The sequence below is a fragment of the Shewanella sp. W3-18-1 genome (assembly GCF_000015185.1).
GTDB classification, from domain to species: domain Bacteria; phylum Pseudomonadota; class Gammaproteobacteria; order Enterobacterales; family Shewanellaceae; genus Shewanella; species Shewanella putrefaciens.
Map to the genome: position 1 here is coordinate 2497818 of NC_008750.1, position 17331 is coordinate 2515148.

A 17331-nucleotide genomic window follows, 5' to 3' on the forward strand; every position below is an offset into this window, starting at 1 on the left:
CAGCTCACAAAAAACAATGATGGGGAATCATGATGCAAAAATCGCTGTTAGCTACACTCATTTCAAGTCTTTTATTAGCGCCAAGCTCCTACGCTAATGAGCCTCAGTCCACTACTGATATTGAAGTCATCAGTATTAAGGGAAGTCGTTTAGATAAAGCCGCAACGGCAACTGGGTTGCCCTTAACGCTGCGGGAAACGCCACAATCAGTCACCATTATTGATCAAGAGTTTATTCAAAGTTTCTCACTCAATAGTGTCGCGGACTTAATGTTTTTAACCCCTGGCATTTATGCCCAGAAAGCCGAGACCAACCGCTATTTCTTTAGCTCCCGCGGTAATCCCATTACTAATTTTCAGTTTGATGGCGTCCCCGTTAACTACTCGAGTTTCTTTAATGACGCCTCAACCGACACCATATTATTTGACCGCGTTGAAGTTGTCCGCGGTGCAACAGGACTCTTAACGGGTGCGGGTGAACCATCTGCAGCAATTAACCTTATCCGTAAACGTCCTAAAGCGGCACCTGGCGGCTATGTCAGCGCAAAAGTCGGTGCATGGGATAGTTACCGTGTTGAAGGCGATGCCTCCGTTGATGTAACAGAGAGTGGTGATGTGCAGGCACGCTTTGCCGCCGCCTATGAAAAATCAGATAGTTATATTGATCTAGCCGAAGATGAAAACCTGCAAGTTTATGGCGTGATCACTGCAAAACTCAGTGATAATACCCTATTTACCCTAGGTGCTGATTACAGTGACCGAGATCCTAAAGGCTCTACTTGGGGTGGTCTTCCTCTATTTTATGCTGATGGCAGCTTAGCGAATGATTTATCCCGTTCGACCACAACAGCAGCCTCTTGGTCAAGTTGGCAACGCAATGGTGCAAACGTCTTTGCTACGCTTGAACATAATTTTGATAATAATTGGGACGTCAAATTTGACGTGGAACATCGTGAAGATGAGATGGATGGGCACTTACTTTATCTCTATGGTGCGCCAGATAAAACCACAGGTTTAGGTATGGGGGCATCGGCGATGATTTATCAATCGACCCGTAAACAAGATGCCGCGCGGCTATTTGCCTCTGGGCCATTCGAACTCTTTGGTCGCGAGCATAAACTTACCGCAGGTTTACTATACTCTAAGCAAGATACGACCGCAGATTCCTATTACCCATTAAATAGCATAAGTATTGGTAACTTCTTCGAATGGGATGGCTCCGTCGCTGAACCCAGTTATCCGTCTACGCCAATCTATCAAGAAGGTGAGGAAACTCAAAAAGGGGCCTATCTCGCGACACAAATTAATTTACACGATCAATGGATGCTGTTACTGGGTGGCCGCATTAGCCAATATAAATTTGAATCAAACGCGGCGGCTGACTACAACAATAGCGATGTCTTTACGCCCTATGCAGGTCTGATATATAACCTCAACGATAGCATCTCGATTTACACCAGTTATACCGAAATATTTCTGCCACAGGATGCAAGAGACGCAAACAATAAGCGCTTAGAGCCCATGACCGGAAATAATATTGAACTGGGCGCAAAAGGGGATTTCTTCGATGAGAAACTGACCGCCAGTATAGCCGTATTTAAAGTGCAAAAAGAAAATGTGGCAGAACCCGATGATAACGCCCTTCCCTTACCTGGTGGCAATTATCCAATGCACTTGGTGGATGGGACCAGTAACCAAGGTTATGAAGTTGAGTTAAACGGTAGACCAACAGAAGACTGGGATCTGTTTTTCAGCTATACCCATAGTGAATCAGAAGATCAAGATGGTTCAGCCTTTAGCACCTATCTACCAAAGGATCTGATTCGTTTATCCTCCCTTTATCACTTTGATGGTGCACTCGCGGATCTGACAGTCGGCGGTAACTTAAGCTGGCAGAGTAAAATTTACAAAGACAAAGCAGGTCCCAATGGTGAGCGTTCCGAGCAAGACAGCTATTATCTCGTGAATCTGATGACAAGCTATCAACTGACAGACGATGCGAAAGTTCAACTAAATATCAATAACTTATTTGATAAAAAATATTACTCTAGCATTGATTTTTACAATCAAGGTTTCTTCGGCGAACCCCGAAATATTGAGTTAAGCCTAAGCTATAATTTCTAGAGCAAGTTTCTAGCAAGTTAACCCATAATGCCGTGTCATAACGTACACGGCATTTTTATGTTCAATGAAATAATCAATGAAATAATGACATTCGCAATTTAGCTCACCCATAGCAGCCATTAACACGCATTACACCTAAGGTTGATATTGCCATTGAGTCTTTCTCTACGTGCATCATTCGAATACTCAAGAATGAGCGGGTTATTTTGCCAACGCGATTCCCAAAGGTTCAAAGTAATCGAGCAACGCTGTAAAAATCCTCTGCCGATGTAACTCATCTGGATAGGCGCCCTCCTTCGCCATTGCTGAAAAAGACGTACCAGAGACTAAGTAGGGATTAGAAATATCCCGATAAGATTCAATACACGCTTCAAATGCCCTCGCCATCATTTCCGTTGGTTGTGAAAAATACCGAGTGCCATAGCGTTTATCCAGCGCTAATGCGCGGCGCACATAATCGCTCGGCTCTTTTCCATCAGGGCTTAATAGGGTCACCTTAAAAATTTCAGATAATCGCAAATTAAGGGGATGCTTAATCAAGGGTGAATCGGCAAGCCAAAGATCACTGGCACATAAAAAGTGTCCTTCGCTCAAGTTAAAAGCTTTAGGCGCAATGTAATGGTCAAACGCATGCCAAAACTCGTGAGCTAATGCACCCGCGCCCGCATTTTTAGCTAATGCAAGTTCCCTTGTCGCTGGAGCATAGTGGGCTTGAACCCCTTTTTGACCGCCATGACCAAAGGCAAGACTTAAGGTTTGTCGCAATCCTAAGGTTAACGGTGGCAATTTAAGGATAAAGGCAAGATCGGCAAGCGAGTCAAATACCAGATTAGCCGCAATACGGGACTCTTCCCGTGTCACCCAACGGCCAACACGAACATGACTAAAGCCAAAGGTTTGTTTGATATCCAAAAAAGAAACCGGTTCACTAAAGCGATAATCGGGGCCGCTACGAATATATTGTTGACGGATTAACAAAGGTACATACAACCAGTTATAAAGAGGCCATTAAGCCCGCCATTCTATGCGAAAAAGGCTTAGAACAAAAACCCAAGCATTTGTCTACTCGCATCTTACGCGGTTAATCTGTATACTCCGCGGCCTTATTATGTTGGCTTTGCGCTTAGTCATCTTGTTGCCTTAAGTCTGCTCATTGGTCTACAGCCCTTTACCTTTATTACACAAATTAGGAACGCTCCTTTTGATCTCTACCGCAAATATCACAATGCAATTCGGCCCCGAGCCTTTATTTGAAAATATCTCGGCAAAATTTGGTAACGGCAACCGCTACGGTCTGATCGGCGCTAACGGCTGCGGCAAATCAACCTTTATGAAAATCTTAAGTGGTGCACTCGCCCCAACCTCAGGCAATGTGTCCATCACACCGGGATTAAAGGTCGGTACCTTAAGCCAAGATCAATTTGCCTTTGAGCAATACACTGTTATCGATGCGGTGATCATGGGTGATGTTCAGCTTTGGAAAGTCAAACAAGAACGTGACGCAATTTATGCCAAAGCCGACATGACCGAAGAAGATGGTATGCGCGTTGGCGATCTTGAAAGTGAATTTGCCGAAATGGATGGCTATAGCGCCGAAAGTCGGGCGGGCGAAATCCTGATCGAAGCGGGTATTGAAGAATCCTTCCATTACGGCCCAATGTCCCAAGTCGCTCCAGGTTGGAAATTGCGGGTGTTATTAGCCCAAGCCCTATTTGCTAACCCCGATATTTTGCTGCTCGACGAACCGACCAACAACTTGGATATTCATACCATTAGTTGGCTTGAAACCGAGCTGAACAAACGCAAATGCACCATGATTATCATCTCCCATGATAGGCATTTTTTAAATGCCGTTTGTACCCATATGGCGGATATTGATTATGGCGAACTGCGCATTTATCCCGGCAACTATGAATACTTTTTAGCCCAATCTTCCCTGCTACGTGAACAGCTATTGGCGGGTAACGCTAAAAAGAGTGCTGAGATTGAAGAATTACAGGACTTCGTAAACCGTTTTGGTGCTAACGCCTCTAAGGCCAAACAAGCCAGTTCTCGAGCCAAACGCATGGATAAAATTAAACTCGATGAAGTGAAATCATCGAGCCGCATTACGCCTTCCATTCGCTTTGCTGCCGGTAAAAAAATGCACCGCCAAGCCTTAGTGCTGGAAAATCTCGGCCACGGTTTTGACGGTGAACTCCTCTTCCAAGGCGGCGATTTAATTCTCGAAGCGGGCGCTAAGCTAGCGATAATCGGCGAAAACGGTGTTGGTAAAACCACCCTACTGCGCTGTTTAGTCAATGAGTTAATCCACAATGAAGGCACGATTAAATGGTCCGAAAATGCCTCTATCGGTTATTGCCCACAGGACAGCACCTCAGATTTTGATAACGATCTCACCATCATGGAATGGATGGATCAATGGCGCCAACCTAAGCATAACGATTTGATGGTACGCGCCATGCTTGGACGCCTACTGTTTACCGAAGATGATGCCAATAAAAAAGCGAAAAACTGCTCAGGCGGTGAGAAAAACCGTTTAATCTTCGGCAAATTAATGATGCAAGACATTAACGTCATCATCATGGATGAACCCACCAACCATATGGATATGGAAGCCATTGAAGCCTTAAATAATGCACTCAAAGACTTTGAAGGCACCTTAATTTTTGTTAGTCATGATCGTGAGTTTGTCTCATCGCTTGCAACCCGCATTATTGATATTAAAGATAAAAAACTGATTAACTTCCAAGGCACCTTCGATGAATATCTTTCAAGCCAAGCTGACATTATGGCAAGACAGCGCGCTTAATATGGCGCGACTCACTCATATCGATTAACGCTGGGTTAGCACATTAAAAAGCCGTCATTGGATAACCAATGACGGCTTTCTTATTAATACAGCCCGTTATCAATATACCGAGTCATTTTCATAGACTATGGGCGGTAAATGAGCTTATTGATTTTTTTGACCAATCCCTCGCGATTTTTAGCCAGTTTAAAAACCGTTGGCAAATGTCGAATGACGATTGGCTCAGACGCAAATACCGCGTCGCGATCTTTAGCCTGAATATAATCACGGATCTGCTGCATCATCATTTTATTGAATGCCCAAAGTAAATGGCCTTTAAATTCAATTGCATAAAATGCATCTTGGGGCCATTCAAGTTGATGTTTCTGTTTTGCCATACATTGATGACAACAAATAAGGCCAAGATCTGTGCCGTCCGTAAAAGCACTATTTGCCCTATGCTCCCAAGTCGAAGCACCTTGGTATTTTTCTGGCAATTTTTCCCGCCAAGACACTGCACCGAATAAGGGAGGAAAAAACAGCACGCCGGGCCATTTATGGGCAAATCTTTGGTTAAACAGTTTGATCTCAAACTGCTCGTTTTCAAATAAATGGGCATCTTTTTTTTCTATTTGTAAAACATGAGCATAGGTGAAAGTAGCACAACCATCACATAAGGGACAAACAACCTCAACCCTATCGGGTAAACTAAAAAACTCGTAAAATCCTGTCATTGCTTACCACTGCCAAATGTATTAGAAACGGATTTGGATATCATCAACACTGAGTTTATCAAACCTGTTATCCACTCGGTAACTTCCTTCAGTAAAACGGACTCAATTCATCATATAGTCTTAGTAGATACAGAAACTTAACTGTGCAGCCATCAAACCCTAGGTTACACTGAAAGCGTCATTGATTGGGATGGAATCGCTTATGAGTCAACGTACATTAAACTCCTTATTTAAACCGACTTCCGTTGCCATTATTGGCGCCTCGAATACCGAGAAACGCGCTGGTAATGTGTTGATGAAAAACCTGCTCTCCAGTGGTTTTTCTGGGCCAATTATGCCTGTTACGCCTAAATATCGGGCTGTGATGGGCGTGCTTGCCTATCCTAATATTGAGGCCCTTCCGATAAAACCCGATTTAGCCGTGATTTGTACCCGTGCTTGCCGCGTGCCCGCTATTGTTGAAACCTTAGCTCAGTTTGGTTGTAAAGTGGCCATTATTATGGCCTCAGGTATGGCACAGGAGTTTAATGAGGAGGGTGTGAGTTTGCTCGAACTTACGATGCAACATGCTAAGCGTTATGGCATGCGTATCCTTGGGCCGAATAGTTTAGGTATGTTATTGCCGCCACTTGGTTTAAATGCCAGTTTAGCCCATGCCAGCGCGCTTCCTGGGAAAATTGCTTTCGTGTCTCAATCCGCCGCCATTTGCACGACGGTACTCGATTGGGCCAATAATAAAGGCATAGGGTTTTCTTCTTTTATTTCTCTCGGTGACGCCACCGATATTAACTTCGATGAATTACTCGATTACTTAGGCCGCGATAGCCGCACCAGCGCCATTATGTTGTATATCGATTCAGTCAATGAAAAGCGCCATTTTTTATCCGCCGCCCGCGCTGCTTCTCGCAATAAACCCATCCTCGTCATTAAATCGGGCCGAAGCCCTGAAGGTGCCCGCGCCGCAAAATTGCACACGGGTGGAGTTGGCGGTAATGATGCCGTGTATGAAGCGGCATTTCGCCGCGCAGGTATGTTGCGAGTTAATGATTTAATTGAACTTTTTGCGGCGGTAGAAAGCCTAGCTCATTCAAATCCACTCCAAGGGGAACGCTTAGGGATTATTAGTAATGGTGGCGGCCCTGCCGTATTAGCAGTCGATGAGTTAATTTTACGTGGTGGAAAGCTGGCCGAACTCACAGAGGACACCATTGCCCAGCTTGAGGCCGTGTTACCCAGCACTTGGTCACGGCAAAATCCTGTCGATATTATCGGTGATGCCGATGCGACTCGTTATGCTAAGGCATTGAGTATTTTGATGGATTGTAATGAGTTAGATGCCATATTAGTGTTACATTCACCGTCAGCTCTCGGTGAGAGTGTTGAAATCGCTGATGCATTAATCAAGACCATTCACACCCATCCCAAAAAGAATCGGTTGAATATTCTCACCAACTGGAGCGGGGAAGATTCGGCCTATCAGGCGAGAAAGCGATTTACAAAGGGCGGCATTCCGACCTATCGCACACCTGAAGGTGCCGTGGGTGCGTTTATGCACATGGTTGAATATCGCCGTAACCAAAAATTACTGCAGGAAGTCCCCCAATCCATTCCCGATAATATTCCAACCGATAGTCAAACCGCGCGAAAATTACTGCAAGCTGCGCAAGCTAAAGGAAAATCGGTACTCGAAACCCATGAGGCGATCCCCATTTTGCGTGCTTACGGCCTCAACACTATTGATACTTGGTTTGTTAAAGATGCCGATGAAGCCGTTGCTATCGCCAATGAGGCGGGTTATCCCTTGGCTTTAAAAGTCCAATCACCCAATATTTTGCATAAATCCGATGTGCATGGGGTCATGCTTAATTTAACGTCGGCTGAAGATATCCGTCATGCGGCGAACGCGATTACGCAAAGGGTGCATCAGGCGAATCCCGACGCCATTATCGAAGGTATGATAGTGCAAAAAATGGCGCTAACGGCGGGTGCACAGGAGATCCGCGTGGCCGTGATAAGCGATCCCGTCTTTGGCCCTGCCATTTGTTTAGGTGAAGGCGGCTCAGAATGGGATCCCACAAACGATGCCGCTGTTGCCCTGCCCCCACTCAATATGGCATTAGCGCGCTATATGGTGATCCAAGCATTAAAGACCCACAAACTAAAAGACCGGCATTTACCCTTAGGTTTAGATATGAATGCCCTGTGTGTGATGCTAACGCAGATCTCCCACATTATTATCGACTGCCCCGAAATTGCCTCATTAGATTTAAATCCCGTATTAGCAGCGGGAGAAAAGATCACCCTGCTCGATGTGAATATTCGCTTGCATGATGCTAATACCGACAGCACTTCCCGCCTCGCGATCATGCCCTATCCCAAGGAATTAGAAGAAGAAGCCGAACTTAAAAATGGCCTAAAGGTGATGCTAAGGCCAATTTTACCCGAGGATGAACCTAAGCATTTGGCCTTCGATAACTCGCTATCCGATGAAGACAGGTACAAACGCTATTTTGGGGTACGTTCTAAAATGACCCATGAGGAAATGGCGGTATTAACCCAAATCGATTACGCCCGAGAAATGGCGTTTATCGCGACCGCAAAAGGCCCAGATGGTGATGATATCACCCTAGGCGCAGTAAGGGCTTCTATCGATCCCGATAATACAGAAGCCGAATTTGCCATGGCAGTACGCGGCGATCACCAAGGCATAGGTCTAGGCAAGTTACTACTCGAAAAACTCATTAAGTATTATCAAGCCAACGATACGGCAGTACTCACAGGTTTTACCATGTTTGAAAACCGTAATATGGCAAGCCTAGCAAAAAGTTTAGGATTTAAAGTCACCTTCGATATGGAGGAGCATTTGATCAAAATGCATATGGATCTTAAACAAAACCAATAACAAACTGATTTACGGCGATATTAGCAACTGAAATACCGTCAACAATTTGCTTAACCCGTATTTACCGTTGTAAAACTACTCAGGGAAATTCAATGGCGTGTATTAAAACGCGCCATTGAATCCCCATAACCTGACGAATATCAAAGAATCATTTCCCGATTTGTATCACACTTAACATTAGCGTAACCAAATTTAACGATTTGCCCATAATATTATGGTGACGGGGTAAGCTAAATCCAAGGGTCATCATAATGCCTAAAGGAGTGATAACACTATGTGTAAAGACTGCGGCTGCTCTCTTACCCGCCACGAACATGATCATCTCGGCGCGCATTCACATAACCACGAGCACCACCATCCTGAACTGCACACGAATCCCCAGTTAAACGATAAAAAAACCTTATCGGTTATTCACAAAATTCTCGACAAAAATGATGTTGAAGCGGGCCATAATCGTGCTCATTTCGAGGCGCATAATATTACCGCCTTTAATTTGATGAGCAGTCCTGGCAGTGGTAAAACCACGCTTTTAGAAAACCTCAAAGAATACACCACGCTTAACTATGCGGTGATTGAAGGCGATTTAGAAACCTCGCGCGATGCTGATCGTCTCATCGCGAAAGGTATTAAAGCCTACCAAATTCAAACCGGATCGGCTTGTCACCTTGATGCCTTCATGGTTCACGGCGCCCTGCACCACTTACCCCTTGAAGGCTTAGATATTTGTTTTGTGGAAAACGTCGGCAACCTCGTTTGTCCTGCAAGCTATGATGTGGGCACCCATAAAAATATCGTGCTGCTATCCGTACCAGAGGGCGATGATAAGATTGAAAAATATCCGGTAATGTTCCGCCGCGCCGATGTCGTTTTTATCACTAAGTGCGATCTGCTGCCCTATTTTGATTTCAATCTAGCCGAAGCCAGAGCCCAGCTAAAAAAACTCAATCCAGATACCCAAATCATTGAAGTCTCAATTAAAGATGGCGACTCAATGCAGGCCGTTGCCCAGTGGCTTAAGGACAATATTCGCCAAACATCTGTGGGAGAGTCGCAATAATGTGCTTATCCATTCCTTCCCAAGTCGTGGCCATTGATGCCGAGCGCCAGAGTGTCACCGTCGACACCTTAGGGGTTCGCCGCGATGTCAGTAGTCATTTAATGACTGAGCCGCTTGAAATTGGTGACTATGTGCTTATTCATATTGGCTTTGTGATGAATAAAATTGACAAAGAAGATGCACAACAAAGTCTTGAACTTTATCAAGAAATCGTCACAAAACTTGAAAATGAAGCCATGCATTAACCCACATTAAATCCTTTTTCGATAAAAGGCGTGCGCTCAATCAGCGCACCAAGGAAAGAGAATGCTTGAACTAAAACACCTCTACCAAGGCTTTCGCGATCCCCAGACTATCGCCAATTTGGCGCGGGACATTCAGCTAACGGCTAAAACGATCAAGCAACAAATCAATATTATGGAGGTGTGTGGTGGCCATACCCACACCATAATGAAATACGGTTTGTTGGATTTACTGCCGGATAATATTGAATTTATCCACGGCCCGGGTTGCCCTGTATGCGTGATGCCAAAGGAACGTATCGACCAAGCCGCAGCGCTTGCCTCCCAAGAAAATGTGATCCTTGTGACGCTGGGCGATATGATCCGCGTGCCCGGTTCTCAAGGCTCTTTAGCCAGTTTTAGGGCTAAAGGCTGCGATATCCGCCCGATTTACGATCCCTTAGATACGCTCAAAATTGCCCGTGATAACCCCGATAAAATCGTTGTTTTTTTCGCCATAGGTTTTGAAACCTCAACGCCAATGACGGCAATTCTGCTTCAACTCGCCGAACATGAAAAACTCGATAACCTGCTTTTCCATATCAACCATGTATTAGTGCCTCCTGCCATTGATGCCGTCATGCACGATCCTAATGCGCGAGTGAATGCCTTTATTGGCCCGGCCCATGTCAGTGTGATAAGTGGCGCTAAAATCTACCGCCCAGCGGTCGCACAATATGGCACACCCGTAGTGGTCTCAGGTTTTGAACCTGTCGATGTAATGGAATCCATCCTGCGTATTGTCCGACAAAAAGCGGCAGGGAAAGCCGAGCTTGATATCCAATATAGCCGCGCCGTATCAGAGGATGGCAATCTCACAGCACAAGCTAAAGTGAACCAATTCTTTAGTGTTAGACCGCAATTTCGCTGGCGCGGCCTTGGCCCAATACCCAATTCAGCGCTGCAACTCAGACCTGAATATGCCCATAGAGACGCCGAACTACGGTTTAAAGATCGCTTGCCCGTGAAAGAAATTGATGATCATAAGGCCTGTCAGTGCGGTGATATTCTTCGCGGCCTCGCGAAGCCTAAGGACTGCAAAGTCTTTGGCCGAGGTTGCAACCCTGAAACGCCATTAGGCAGTTGTATGGTCAGCTCTGAAGGCGCCTGCAATGCCTATTACCGCTATCAAGGCGTCGATATTAAGGAGCCACATCATGGGTGATACACCAAAAGATAAATCCATTCAACTCAGTCACGGCGGTGGCGGCAAAGAGATGAACAAACTCATTCGCGATCTATTTTTTGCTGAGTTTGATAATCCCATCCTTCGCAGCGAAGAAGATGCTGCAAAACTTGACTTACATGGCGCCAATGCTTTTACCACGGACTCTTTCACTGTATCGCCCCTATTTTTTGCCGGCGGTGATATCGGCAAGCTTGCTATCGCGGGCACTGTTAACGATCTCGCCATGATGGGCGCTGAACCTCAGTATTTGAGTTGCAGTGTGATTATAGAAGAAGGTTTTTCTATCAATGACTTAACCACAATCGTCCGCAGTATGGCCAAAGAATTAAAACAAAGTGGTGCACGGATTGTTTGCGGCGATACTAAGGTTGTCCCCAAGGGCTGCGCCGATGGTTTATTTATTAACACATCAGGTATTGGCCGCATCCTGCGTCCCAATATCTCGGCTGCAAATCTCACTGCGGGCGATACGATTATTGTCTCCCGTGATATTGGCTGTCACGGTGCGGCCATTTTAATGGCTCGTGAAGGTTTAGTGCTCGAATCAGCGCTGCAAAGCGATTGCGCGACGCTCTGGCCCGTCGTGGAGCAGTTGATTGCCGCCAATATTCCCATTCATGCGATGCGTGATGCCACTCGCGGTGGTTTATCAGCGGTATTAAATGAGTGGGCGGTTGCATCCAATGTTGGTATCACAGTGAATGAAGCGAGTATTCCTGTTTGTGATGAAGTCAAAGGCTTATGTGAACTCTATGGCTTTGAAGCCATGGATCTCGCCAATGAAGGCACCTTTGTCCTTGCTGTACCTCAGGAGATTGCCTTAGGTGCGCTCGAGATTATGCAGCGTTTTGGTCACTGTGAACAGGCTGCCATTATCGGCACGGTTACAGATGAAACCGCAGGGAAAGTGATTTTAAAAACCCCGTGGAATACCAAGCGCTATCTCGATCTTCCCCAAGGTGAACTGCTGCCAAGGATTTGCTGATGCATGAATATTCGATTGTGAGTGCCCTGATTGAGCAATGTGAACAACACGCGCTCGCCAATCAGGCAAATAAGATCACTCGGGTAGAGATTAAACTTGGGGTGATGAGTGGGGTTGAGCCCGCATTACTGCAAACGGCCTTCGATACCTTTAAACTCGATGGTATATGCAAAGAAGCTCAGCTCAATATGCAATTACAGCCCTTGGTGATTGAATGCCTCGATTGCCAAACATCGTCTGAACTGAATGAACGCTCCATCGTCTGCCCTGCTTGTCAAAGCTATCGAACCCGCGTTCTCGACGGCGAAGATATGTTACTGATGCAACTTGAAATGGAGCAGGAATAGGCATCTGTATCATTGATTGTATCGAGATTGAAAACATGTCGATGTTCGGTGCTGATATTTCTAGTTCCTTCCCCAAAGTACAAAAGGCTTTGAGCTAACCGCCTCAAAGCCTTTTTAGATCCATCATCAAACGTTTTTAGTTACCATAAATAGAAGCCTCTCCCTCTGGACGCGTTTTTAATAAGCGCAGAAACCACATATATTGCTCTGGGTAAGCCAAGATCACCTGCTCTACAACCTTATTGAGTGCCAAGGCTTCATTCTCTTTCCCCTGCATATCTTCCGGAGCAATAGCAGGCATCACAGTCAGTTCAAACCGATATTGAGCTTGGTTATAGCCAATCTTTACTGGTAACACTTGAGCATTACCCGCCTGCGCTAAACGTCCAACCACAGGAAGCGTCGCTTTAACCGTCCCAAGAAAAGGCGTAAACACACTTTGTTCTGGACCTAAATCCTCATCAGGCAAATAAAAAAAGCTGTTATTCTGCTTAAGCTCGGCCAATAAGGCCCGAATACCCGCCTCACGCATATACACATGGCCGCCACAGCTACTGCGCACCCGATTACTAAACCAATTAAACAAACCGTTTTTATGGGCTTTTGCCATAGTCACCAGAGGCATCTCACAATTGATGCGTAATCCGGCATAATCTATCGGCCAGACATGGGGCATGATAAAAATAATCGGTTGTCCCGCTGCCTGCGCTTTTTTCACATGCTCAAATCCAAACAGGCTCACACGGCGGCGTAAATGTGCTTTCGAGCGAACTAATAACTCACCTTGGGATAAAAGCACCAAGACGAAGTGTTCTACGTTATCTTTGATCAATGCTTCAATTTCAGCGGCAGATTTTTCAGGAAAACAGGCTTTCAAATTCGCTCTTGCCACTCTAATCGGCTTTTTGGCAATAGGAATAACCCATTTTGCTAATAATCTTGCAATGGGATCACGCAGCCATGCGGGCATAAGTCCAAAAATAACCAGTAAACCAATCGCTAACCACGAGCCCCAATATTTAGGGTGTAGCAAGGCGAGTGTAAAGCGACGGTCAAAATATTTGGGCTGTCTTGACAAAGAAATCACCTCAGACAGTGGATAGGATAATGTGGCGAAAAAAATAAACAGGAAAGCCACTCGCTATGGAGTGGCTTTCCCATCAAACAAACGAAATTATTTACCCGTATTTGCAGCTTCTACACGAGTTTTCAGCTTCTGGCCGGGACGGAAAGTCACGACACGGCGAGCAGAAATAGGAATATCTTCGCCTGTTTTTGGGTTCCTTCCCGGTCTTTGATTCTTGTCCCTAAGGTCAAAGTTGCCAAAGCCAGATAACTTGACCTGCTCACCACTTTCAAGTGCGCCCCGAATTTCTTCAAAGAACGACTCAACCATCTCTTTGGCGACACGCTTGTTCATTCCCAGTGTTTCAAAAAGATGTTCTGCCATTTCGGCTTTGGTAAGTGCCATACTTTAATCCCTCAACGATGCGTTGAACTCGGTCTTAAGGGCAGAAACAACTGATTCAACTGTCTCAGCGATCTCTTTTTCCTCAAGCGTACGAGTAGTGTCTTGTAATGTAAGTGCTATCGCCAGGCTCTTCTTGCCGGGTTCAACACCTTTACCTAAGTATACATCGAACAAGTTTATGCCAACCAACTGATTTTCGCCAACTTTTCTTATCACTTTCATTACATCGCCTGCAGATACACTCTCATCTACTACAACTGCGATATCACGACGATTAGCTGGAAACTTAGATACAGCTTGGGCTAGCGGTAAACTGGTATGCAATAAAGCATCCAATTCCAACTCAAAAACGATGGTTTTACCATTGAGTCCAAAAGGCTTCTCCAAACTAGGATGGATTGCACCTATATGACCGATCACTCGATCATTTCTCAATATTTCAGCACATTGCCCCGGATGGAGGGCAGAATGCGTTGCTACTCTAAAGCTAAATTCTGACGCGGAAACTGTCAAGCCGATAATTGCTTCTAAATCACCTTTAAGGTCGAAAAAATCAACGGTTTTCGATTCCATAGCCCAATGTTCATCATTTTGAAGCCCTGTAATGACACAAGCGAGCATAGCTTGCTGTCTTACACCGGATTCTGCATTGATATCAGGAACAAAGCGCAGGCCAGTTTCAAAAAGTCTCACTCGACTCTGCTGACGACTTTGGTTGTAGCCAACGGCGGCCAATAAACCAGTGAACATTGACAGGCGCATGGCCGACATTTCACTGGAAATGGGGTTGGGTAACACCATAGCCTGCTCACCGGGATGCACCAGATTTTGCAATTTCGGATCAACAAAGCTATAGGTAACCGCTTCTTGGAAGCCGCGAGCGACCAGTAAGGCACGAACGCGTTTTAGGCTTAAGTCTGATTCTTTATGATCTGACATACGCAGCGCGGCAACAGGCGCCGTATTAGGAATATTGTCATAACCGTAGATACGCGCCACTTCTTCGATTAAGTCTTCCTCAATCGCCATATCGAAGCGATACGTGGCCGTGGTCACCTGCCAGCTATCTTGGCTAGCAACCACACTAAAGCCTAGACGTTGCAGAATCTCAACCACATCAGTGTCTGGCACATGGTGCCCCAAAATTCTATCTAACTTGCTACGACGTAACAGGATTTGTGCAGGTTTGGGTAAATCAGCATCCGATTTCGCTTCCACCACTGGGCCCGCTTCGCCGCCACAGATATCAAGTACTAAACGGGTCGCACGGTCGATAACCTTGTGTTGCATCTCAGGGTCAACACCACGTTCAAAGCGGTGTGATGAATCTGTGTGCAAACCTAAGCGACGTGATTTACCCATAATCGCTAAAGGCGCGAAGAAGGCACATTCAAGTAGAATATCTTGGGTCGTGTCGCTTACCCCTGAGTATTCGCCGCCAAACACGCCTGCAAGGGCTAATGGACGCGCATCGTCGGCGATCACTAAGGTATCGCTTGGAATCGTCACTTCGCTGCCATCAAGCAGAGTGATTTTCTCATCACCGTTACCTAAACGCACTTGGATATCGCCCGTTAGCTTGACCAGATCGAAAGCGTGCATCGGCTGACCAAATTCAACTAACACAAAGTTAGTGATATCAACGATAGGATCGATAGAGCGAATACCGCTACGGCGCAGTTTTTCCTGCATCCATAAAGGCGTTGGTGCTTTCACATTGACGTTTTTCACCACGCGACCTAAGTAGCGGGGGCATGCCGCTGGCGCCTTAACGTTAATGGTTACTTTAGCATCTATCGATGGCGTAACGGCTTGCCACTGTGGCTCAACCACTGTTTGGCGGTTTAACACGCCCACTTCACGGGCAAGACCTACCATGCCTAAACAATCGGCACGGTTAGCGGTTAAATCCACTTCTATCACGGCGTCATCAAGCTTGAGATACTCACGCAGATCCGTGCCTAATGGCGCGTCCAATGGCAGTTCAATAATGCCATCGCTTTCGACGTTAATGCCGAGCTCGCTGTATGAACACAACATGCCTTCTGATGGCATGCCACGCAGCTTGGCTTTCTTGATTTTGAAATCGCCAGGTAATACGGCACCAACCATAGCCACGGCCACTTTAAGACCCTGACGGCAGTTTGGTGCACCGCAGACGATATCAATAAGCTCGCCTGTGCCCACGCTGACTTTGGTCACACGCAATTTATCGGCATCGGGATGCTGACCACACTCAACCACTTCACCCACTACCACACCATTAAAATCGGCGGCAACAGGATCTACGCCATCAACTTCAAGACCGGCCATAGTGATCTGGTGGGATAATGCTTCACGGCTGACTGAAGGGTTTACCCATTCACGAAGCCAAGATTCGCTAAATTTCATGCTATTACAGCTCCGTTATTTAAATTGCTTCAGGAAACGTAGGTCGTTTTCGAAAAACGCACGTAAATCGTTTACGCCGTAACGCAACATAGTTAAGCGCTCGACACCCATACCAAAAGCAAAACCAGAGTATTTTTCTGGATCTATGCCAACGCTGCGCAGCACATTTGGGTGTACCATACCGCAGCCTAACACTTCTAGCCATTTGCCGTTTTTGCCCATCACATCCACTTCCGCTGAAGGTTCAGTAAAGGGGAAGTAAGATGGACGGAAACGCACTTGCAGATCTTCTTCGAAGAAATTACGCAGGAAGTCATGCAAAATGCCTTTCAATTCAGCAAAGTTAACATGCTCATCAACCAACAACCCTTCCACTTGGTGGAACATAGGCGTGTGAGTTTGGTCGTAATCGTTACGATAAACACGACCCGGTGAAATAATGCGCAGTGGCGGCTTTTCAGTTTCCATAGTACGAATTTGCACGCCCGAAGTTTGGGTACGCAGCATCAGTTTAGGATTGAAATAAAAGGTATCATGATCGGCACGTGCTGGATGGTGCTCAGAGATATTCAAGGCATCGAAATTGTGGAAATCATCTTCAATTTCAGGCCCCTGCTTTACCGAGAACCCTAATTCCCCAAAAAAGGTTTCGATACGCTCGATAGTGCGCGTCACGGGGTGCAAACCACCGTTCTCTTGAGTGCGGCCAGGCAAAGTCACATCAATCTTTTCAGCGATTAATTTGGCTTCCAGCTCCGAACTCTTCAGACCATCGATGCGTTCAGTTAATTTTTGTTGAATCGCCTGTTTAGCATCATTGACCGCTTGGCCAAAGGCGGGCTTTTCTTCAGGGCTTAAGCTACCCATCATTTTCATCATGTCGGTGATCTTACCTTTCTTACCAAGGTAATCGACACGGATATCATCCAGTGCTTTTAGATCACTGGCCTGGTCAATAATGACTAAGGCTTGTTCTACGATCTCAGTTAACTGCTGCATTTTCTCTTCCACTGCATAGTCGCGCTTGATAAACAAGTGCTATGGGCGCCAAACTTTCAGG

General features: G+C 45.9%; 14 protein-coding genes. 8 read left to right on the top strand and 6 right to left on the bottom strand.

The window, feature by feature from the left end:
• Positions 1-32: 32 nt before the first annotated feature.
• A complete protein-coding gene (locus SPUTW3181_RS11290) occupies positions 33-2123 on the top strand; it encodes a TonB-dependent siderophore receptor (RefSeq protein ID WP_011789464.1) in 2091 nt (696 codons plus the stop codon).
• A 201-nt stretch (positions 2124-2324) separates the two neighbouring features.
• Here the strand turns inward: SPUTW3181_RS11290 and SPUTW3181_RS11295 are convergent, their stop codons facing one another.
• Positions 2325-3101, bottom strand: coding sequence for a CLCA_X family protein (locus tag SPUTW3181_RS11295; protein WP_014610658.1), 777 nt, complete (start codon positions 3099-3101; stop codon positions 2325-2327).
• A 223-nt stretch (positions 3102-3324) separates the two neighbouring features.
• Here SPUTW3181_RS11295 and SPUTW3181_RS11300 point away from each other — a divergent pair, with 223 nt between their 5' ends.
• Positions 3325-4935, top strand: coding sequence for an ABC-F family ATPase (locus SPUTW3181_RS11300; RefSeq protein ID WP_011789466.1), 1611 nt, complete (start codon positions 3325-3327; stop codon positions 4933-4935).
• Positions 4936-5060: 125 nt separating this feature from the next.
• Here the strand turns inward: SPUTW3181_RS11300 and SPUTW3181_RS11305 are convergent, their stop codons facing one another.
• Positions 5061-5648 carry a hypothetical protein gene (locus SPUTW3181_RS11305; RefSeq protein ID WP_011789467.1) on the bottom strand — a complete coding sequence of 196 codons (588 nt, stop codon included), beginning with the start codon at positions 5646-5648 and terminating at the stop codon, positions 5061-5063.
• 202 nt (positions 5649-5850) lie between these two features.
• On the opposite strand from SPUTW3181_RS11305, the gene SPUTW3181_RS11310 reads away from it, so the two are divergent.
• The 6 genes from SPUTW3181_RS11310 to hypA all read left to right on the top strand — a co-directional run bounded on the left by SPUTW3181_RS11310 (position 5851) and on the right by hypA (position 12409).
• Entirely contained in the window at positions 5851-8550 is a 2700-nt protein-coding gene (locus tag SPUTW3181_RS11310; RefSeq protein ID WP_011789468.1) for an acetate--CoA ligase family protein, read from the top strand.
• 274 nt (positions 8551-8824) lie between these two features.
• Complete coding sequence (gene hypB / locus SPUTW3181_RS11315) at positions 8825-9607, top strand: hydrogenase nickel incorporation protein HypB (protein ID WP_011789469.1); 783 nt, start codon at positions 8825-8827, stop codon at positions 9605-9607.
• Positions 9607-9852, top strand: coding sequence for a HypC/HybG/HupF family hydrogenase formation chaperone (locus SPUTW3181_RS11320; RefSeq protein ID WP_011789470.1), 246 nt, complete (start codon positions 9607-9609; stop codon positions 9850-9852). The genes hypB and SPUTW3181_RS11320 overlap by 1 nt, the downstream gene beginning before the upstream one ends.
• A gap of 61 nt (positions 9853-9913) precedes the next feature.
• A complete protein-coding gene (gene hypD, locus SPUTW3181_RS11325) occupies positions 9914-11053 on the top strand; it encodes a hydrogenase formation protein HypD (protein WP_011789471.1) in 1140 nt (379 codons plus the stop codon).
• On the top strand, positions 11046-12062 hold the full coding sequence (hypE, locus tag SPUTW3181_RS11330) for a hydrogenase expression/formation protein HypE (protein ID WP_011789472.1): 1017 nt from the start codon (positions 11046-11048) through the stop codon (positions 12060-12062). Before hypD ends, hypE begins: the two co-directional genes overlap by 8 nt.
• Positions 12062-12409 carry a hydrogenase/urease nickel incorporation protein HypA gene (hypA, locus tag SPUTW3181_RS11335; protein WP_011789473.1) on the top strand — a complete coding sequence of 116 codons (348 nt, stop codon included), beginning with the start codon at positions 12062-12064 and terminating at the stop codon, positions 12407-12409. The genes hypE and hypA overlap by 1 nt, the downstream gene beginning before the upstream one ends.
• 136 nt (positions 12410-12545) lie before the next feature.
• Here the strand turns inward: hypA and lpxM are convergent, their stop codons facing one another.
• From lpxM to pheS, 4 genes are all read right to left on the bottom strand, one after another.
• Positions 12546-13487 carry a lauroyl-Kdo(2)-lipid IV(A) myristoyltransferase gene (gene lpxM, locus SPUTW3181_RS11340; protein WP_011789474.1) on the bottom strand — a complete coding sequence of 314 codons (942 nt, stop codon included), beginning with the start codon at positions 13485-13487 and terminating at the stop codon, positions 12546-12548.
• Between the two features lie 96 nt (positions 13488-13583).
• Positions 13584-13880 (bottom strand): integration host factor subunit alpha, encoded by a 297-nt coding sequence (gene ihfA / locus SPUTW3181_RS11345; RefSeq protein ID WP_006081370.1) that lies wholly within the window; start codon positions 13878-13880, stop codon positions 13584-13586.
• Positions 13881-13883: 3 nt separating this feature from the next.
• The gene (gene pheT / locus SPUTW3181_RS11350; RefSeq protein ID WP_011789475.1) at positions 13884-16271 is read right to left on the bottom strand and encodes a phenylalanine--tRNA ligase subunit beta; all 2388 of its coding nucleotides are present in this window, start codon (positions 16269-16271) and stop codon (positions 13884-13886) included.
• A gap of 15 nt (positions 16272-16286) precedes the next feature.
• Positions 16287-17270, bottom strand: coding sequence for a phenylalanine--tRNA ligase subunit alpha (gene pheS, locus SPUTW3181_RS11355; RefSeq protein WP_011789476.1), 984 nt, complete (start codon positions 17268-17270; stop codon positions 16287-16289).
• Positions 17271-17331 lie beyond the last annotated feature (61 nt).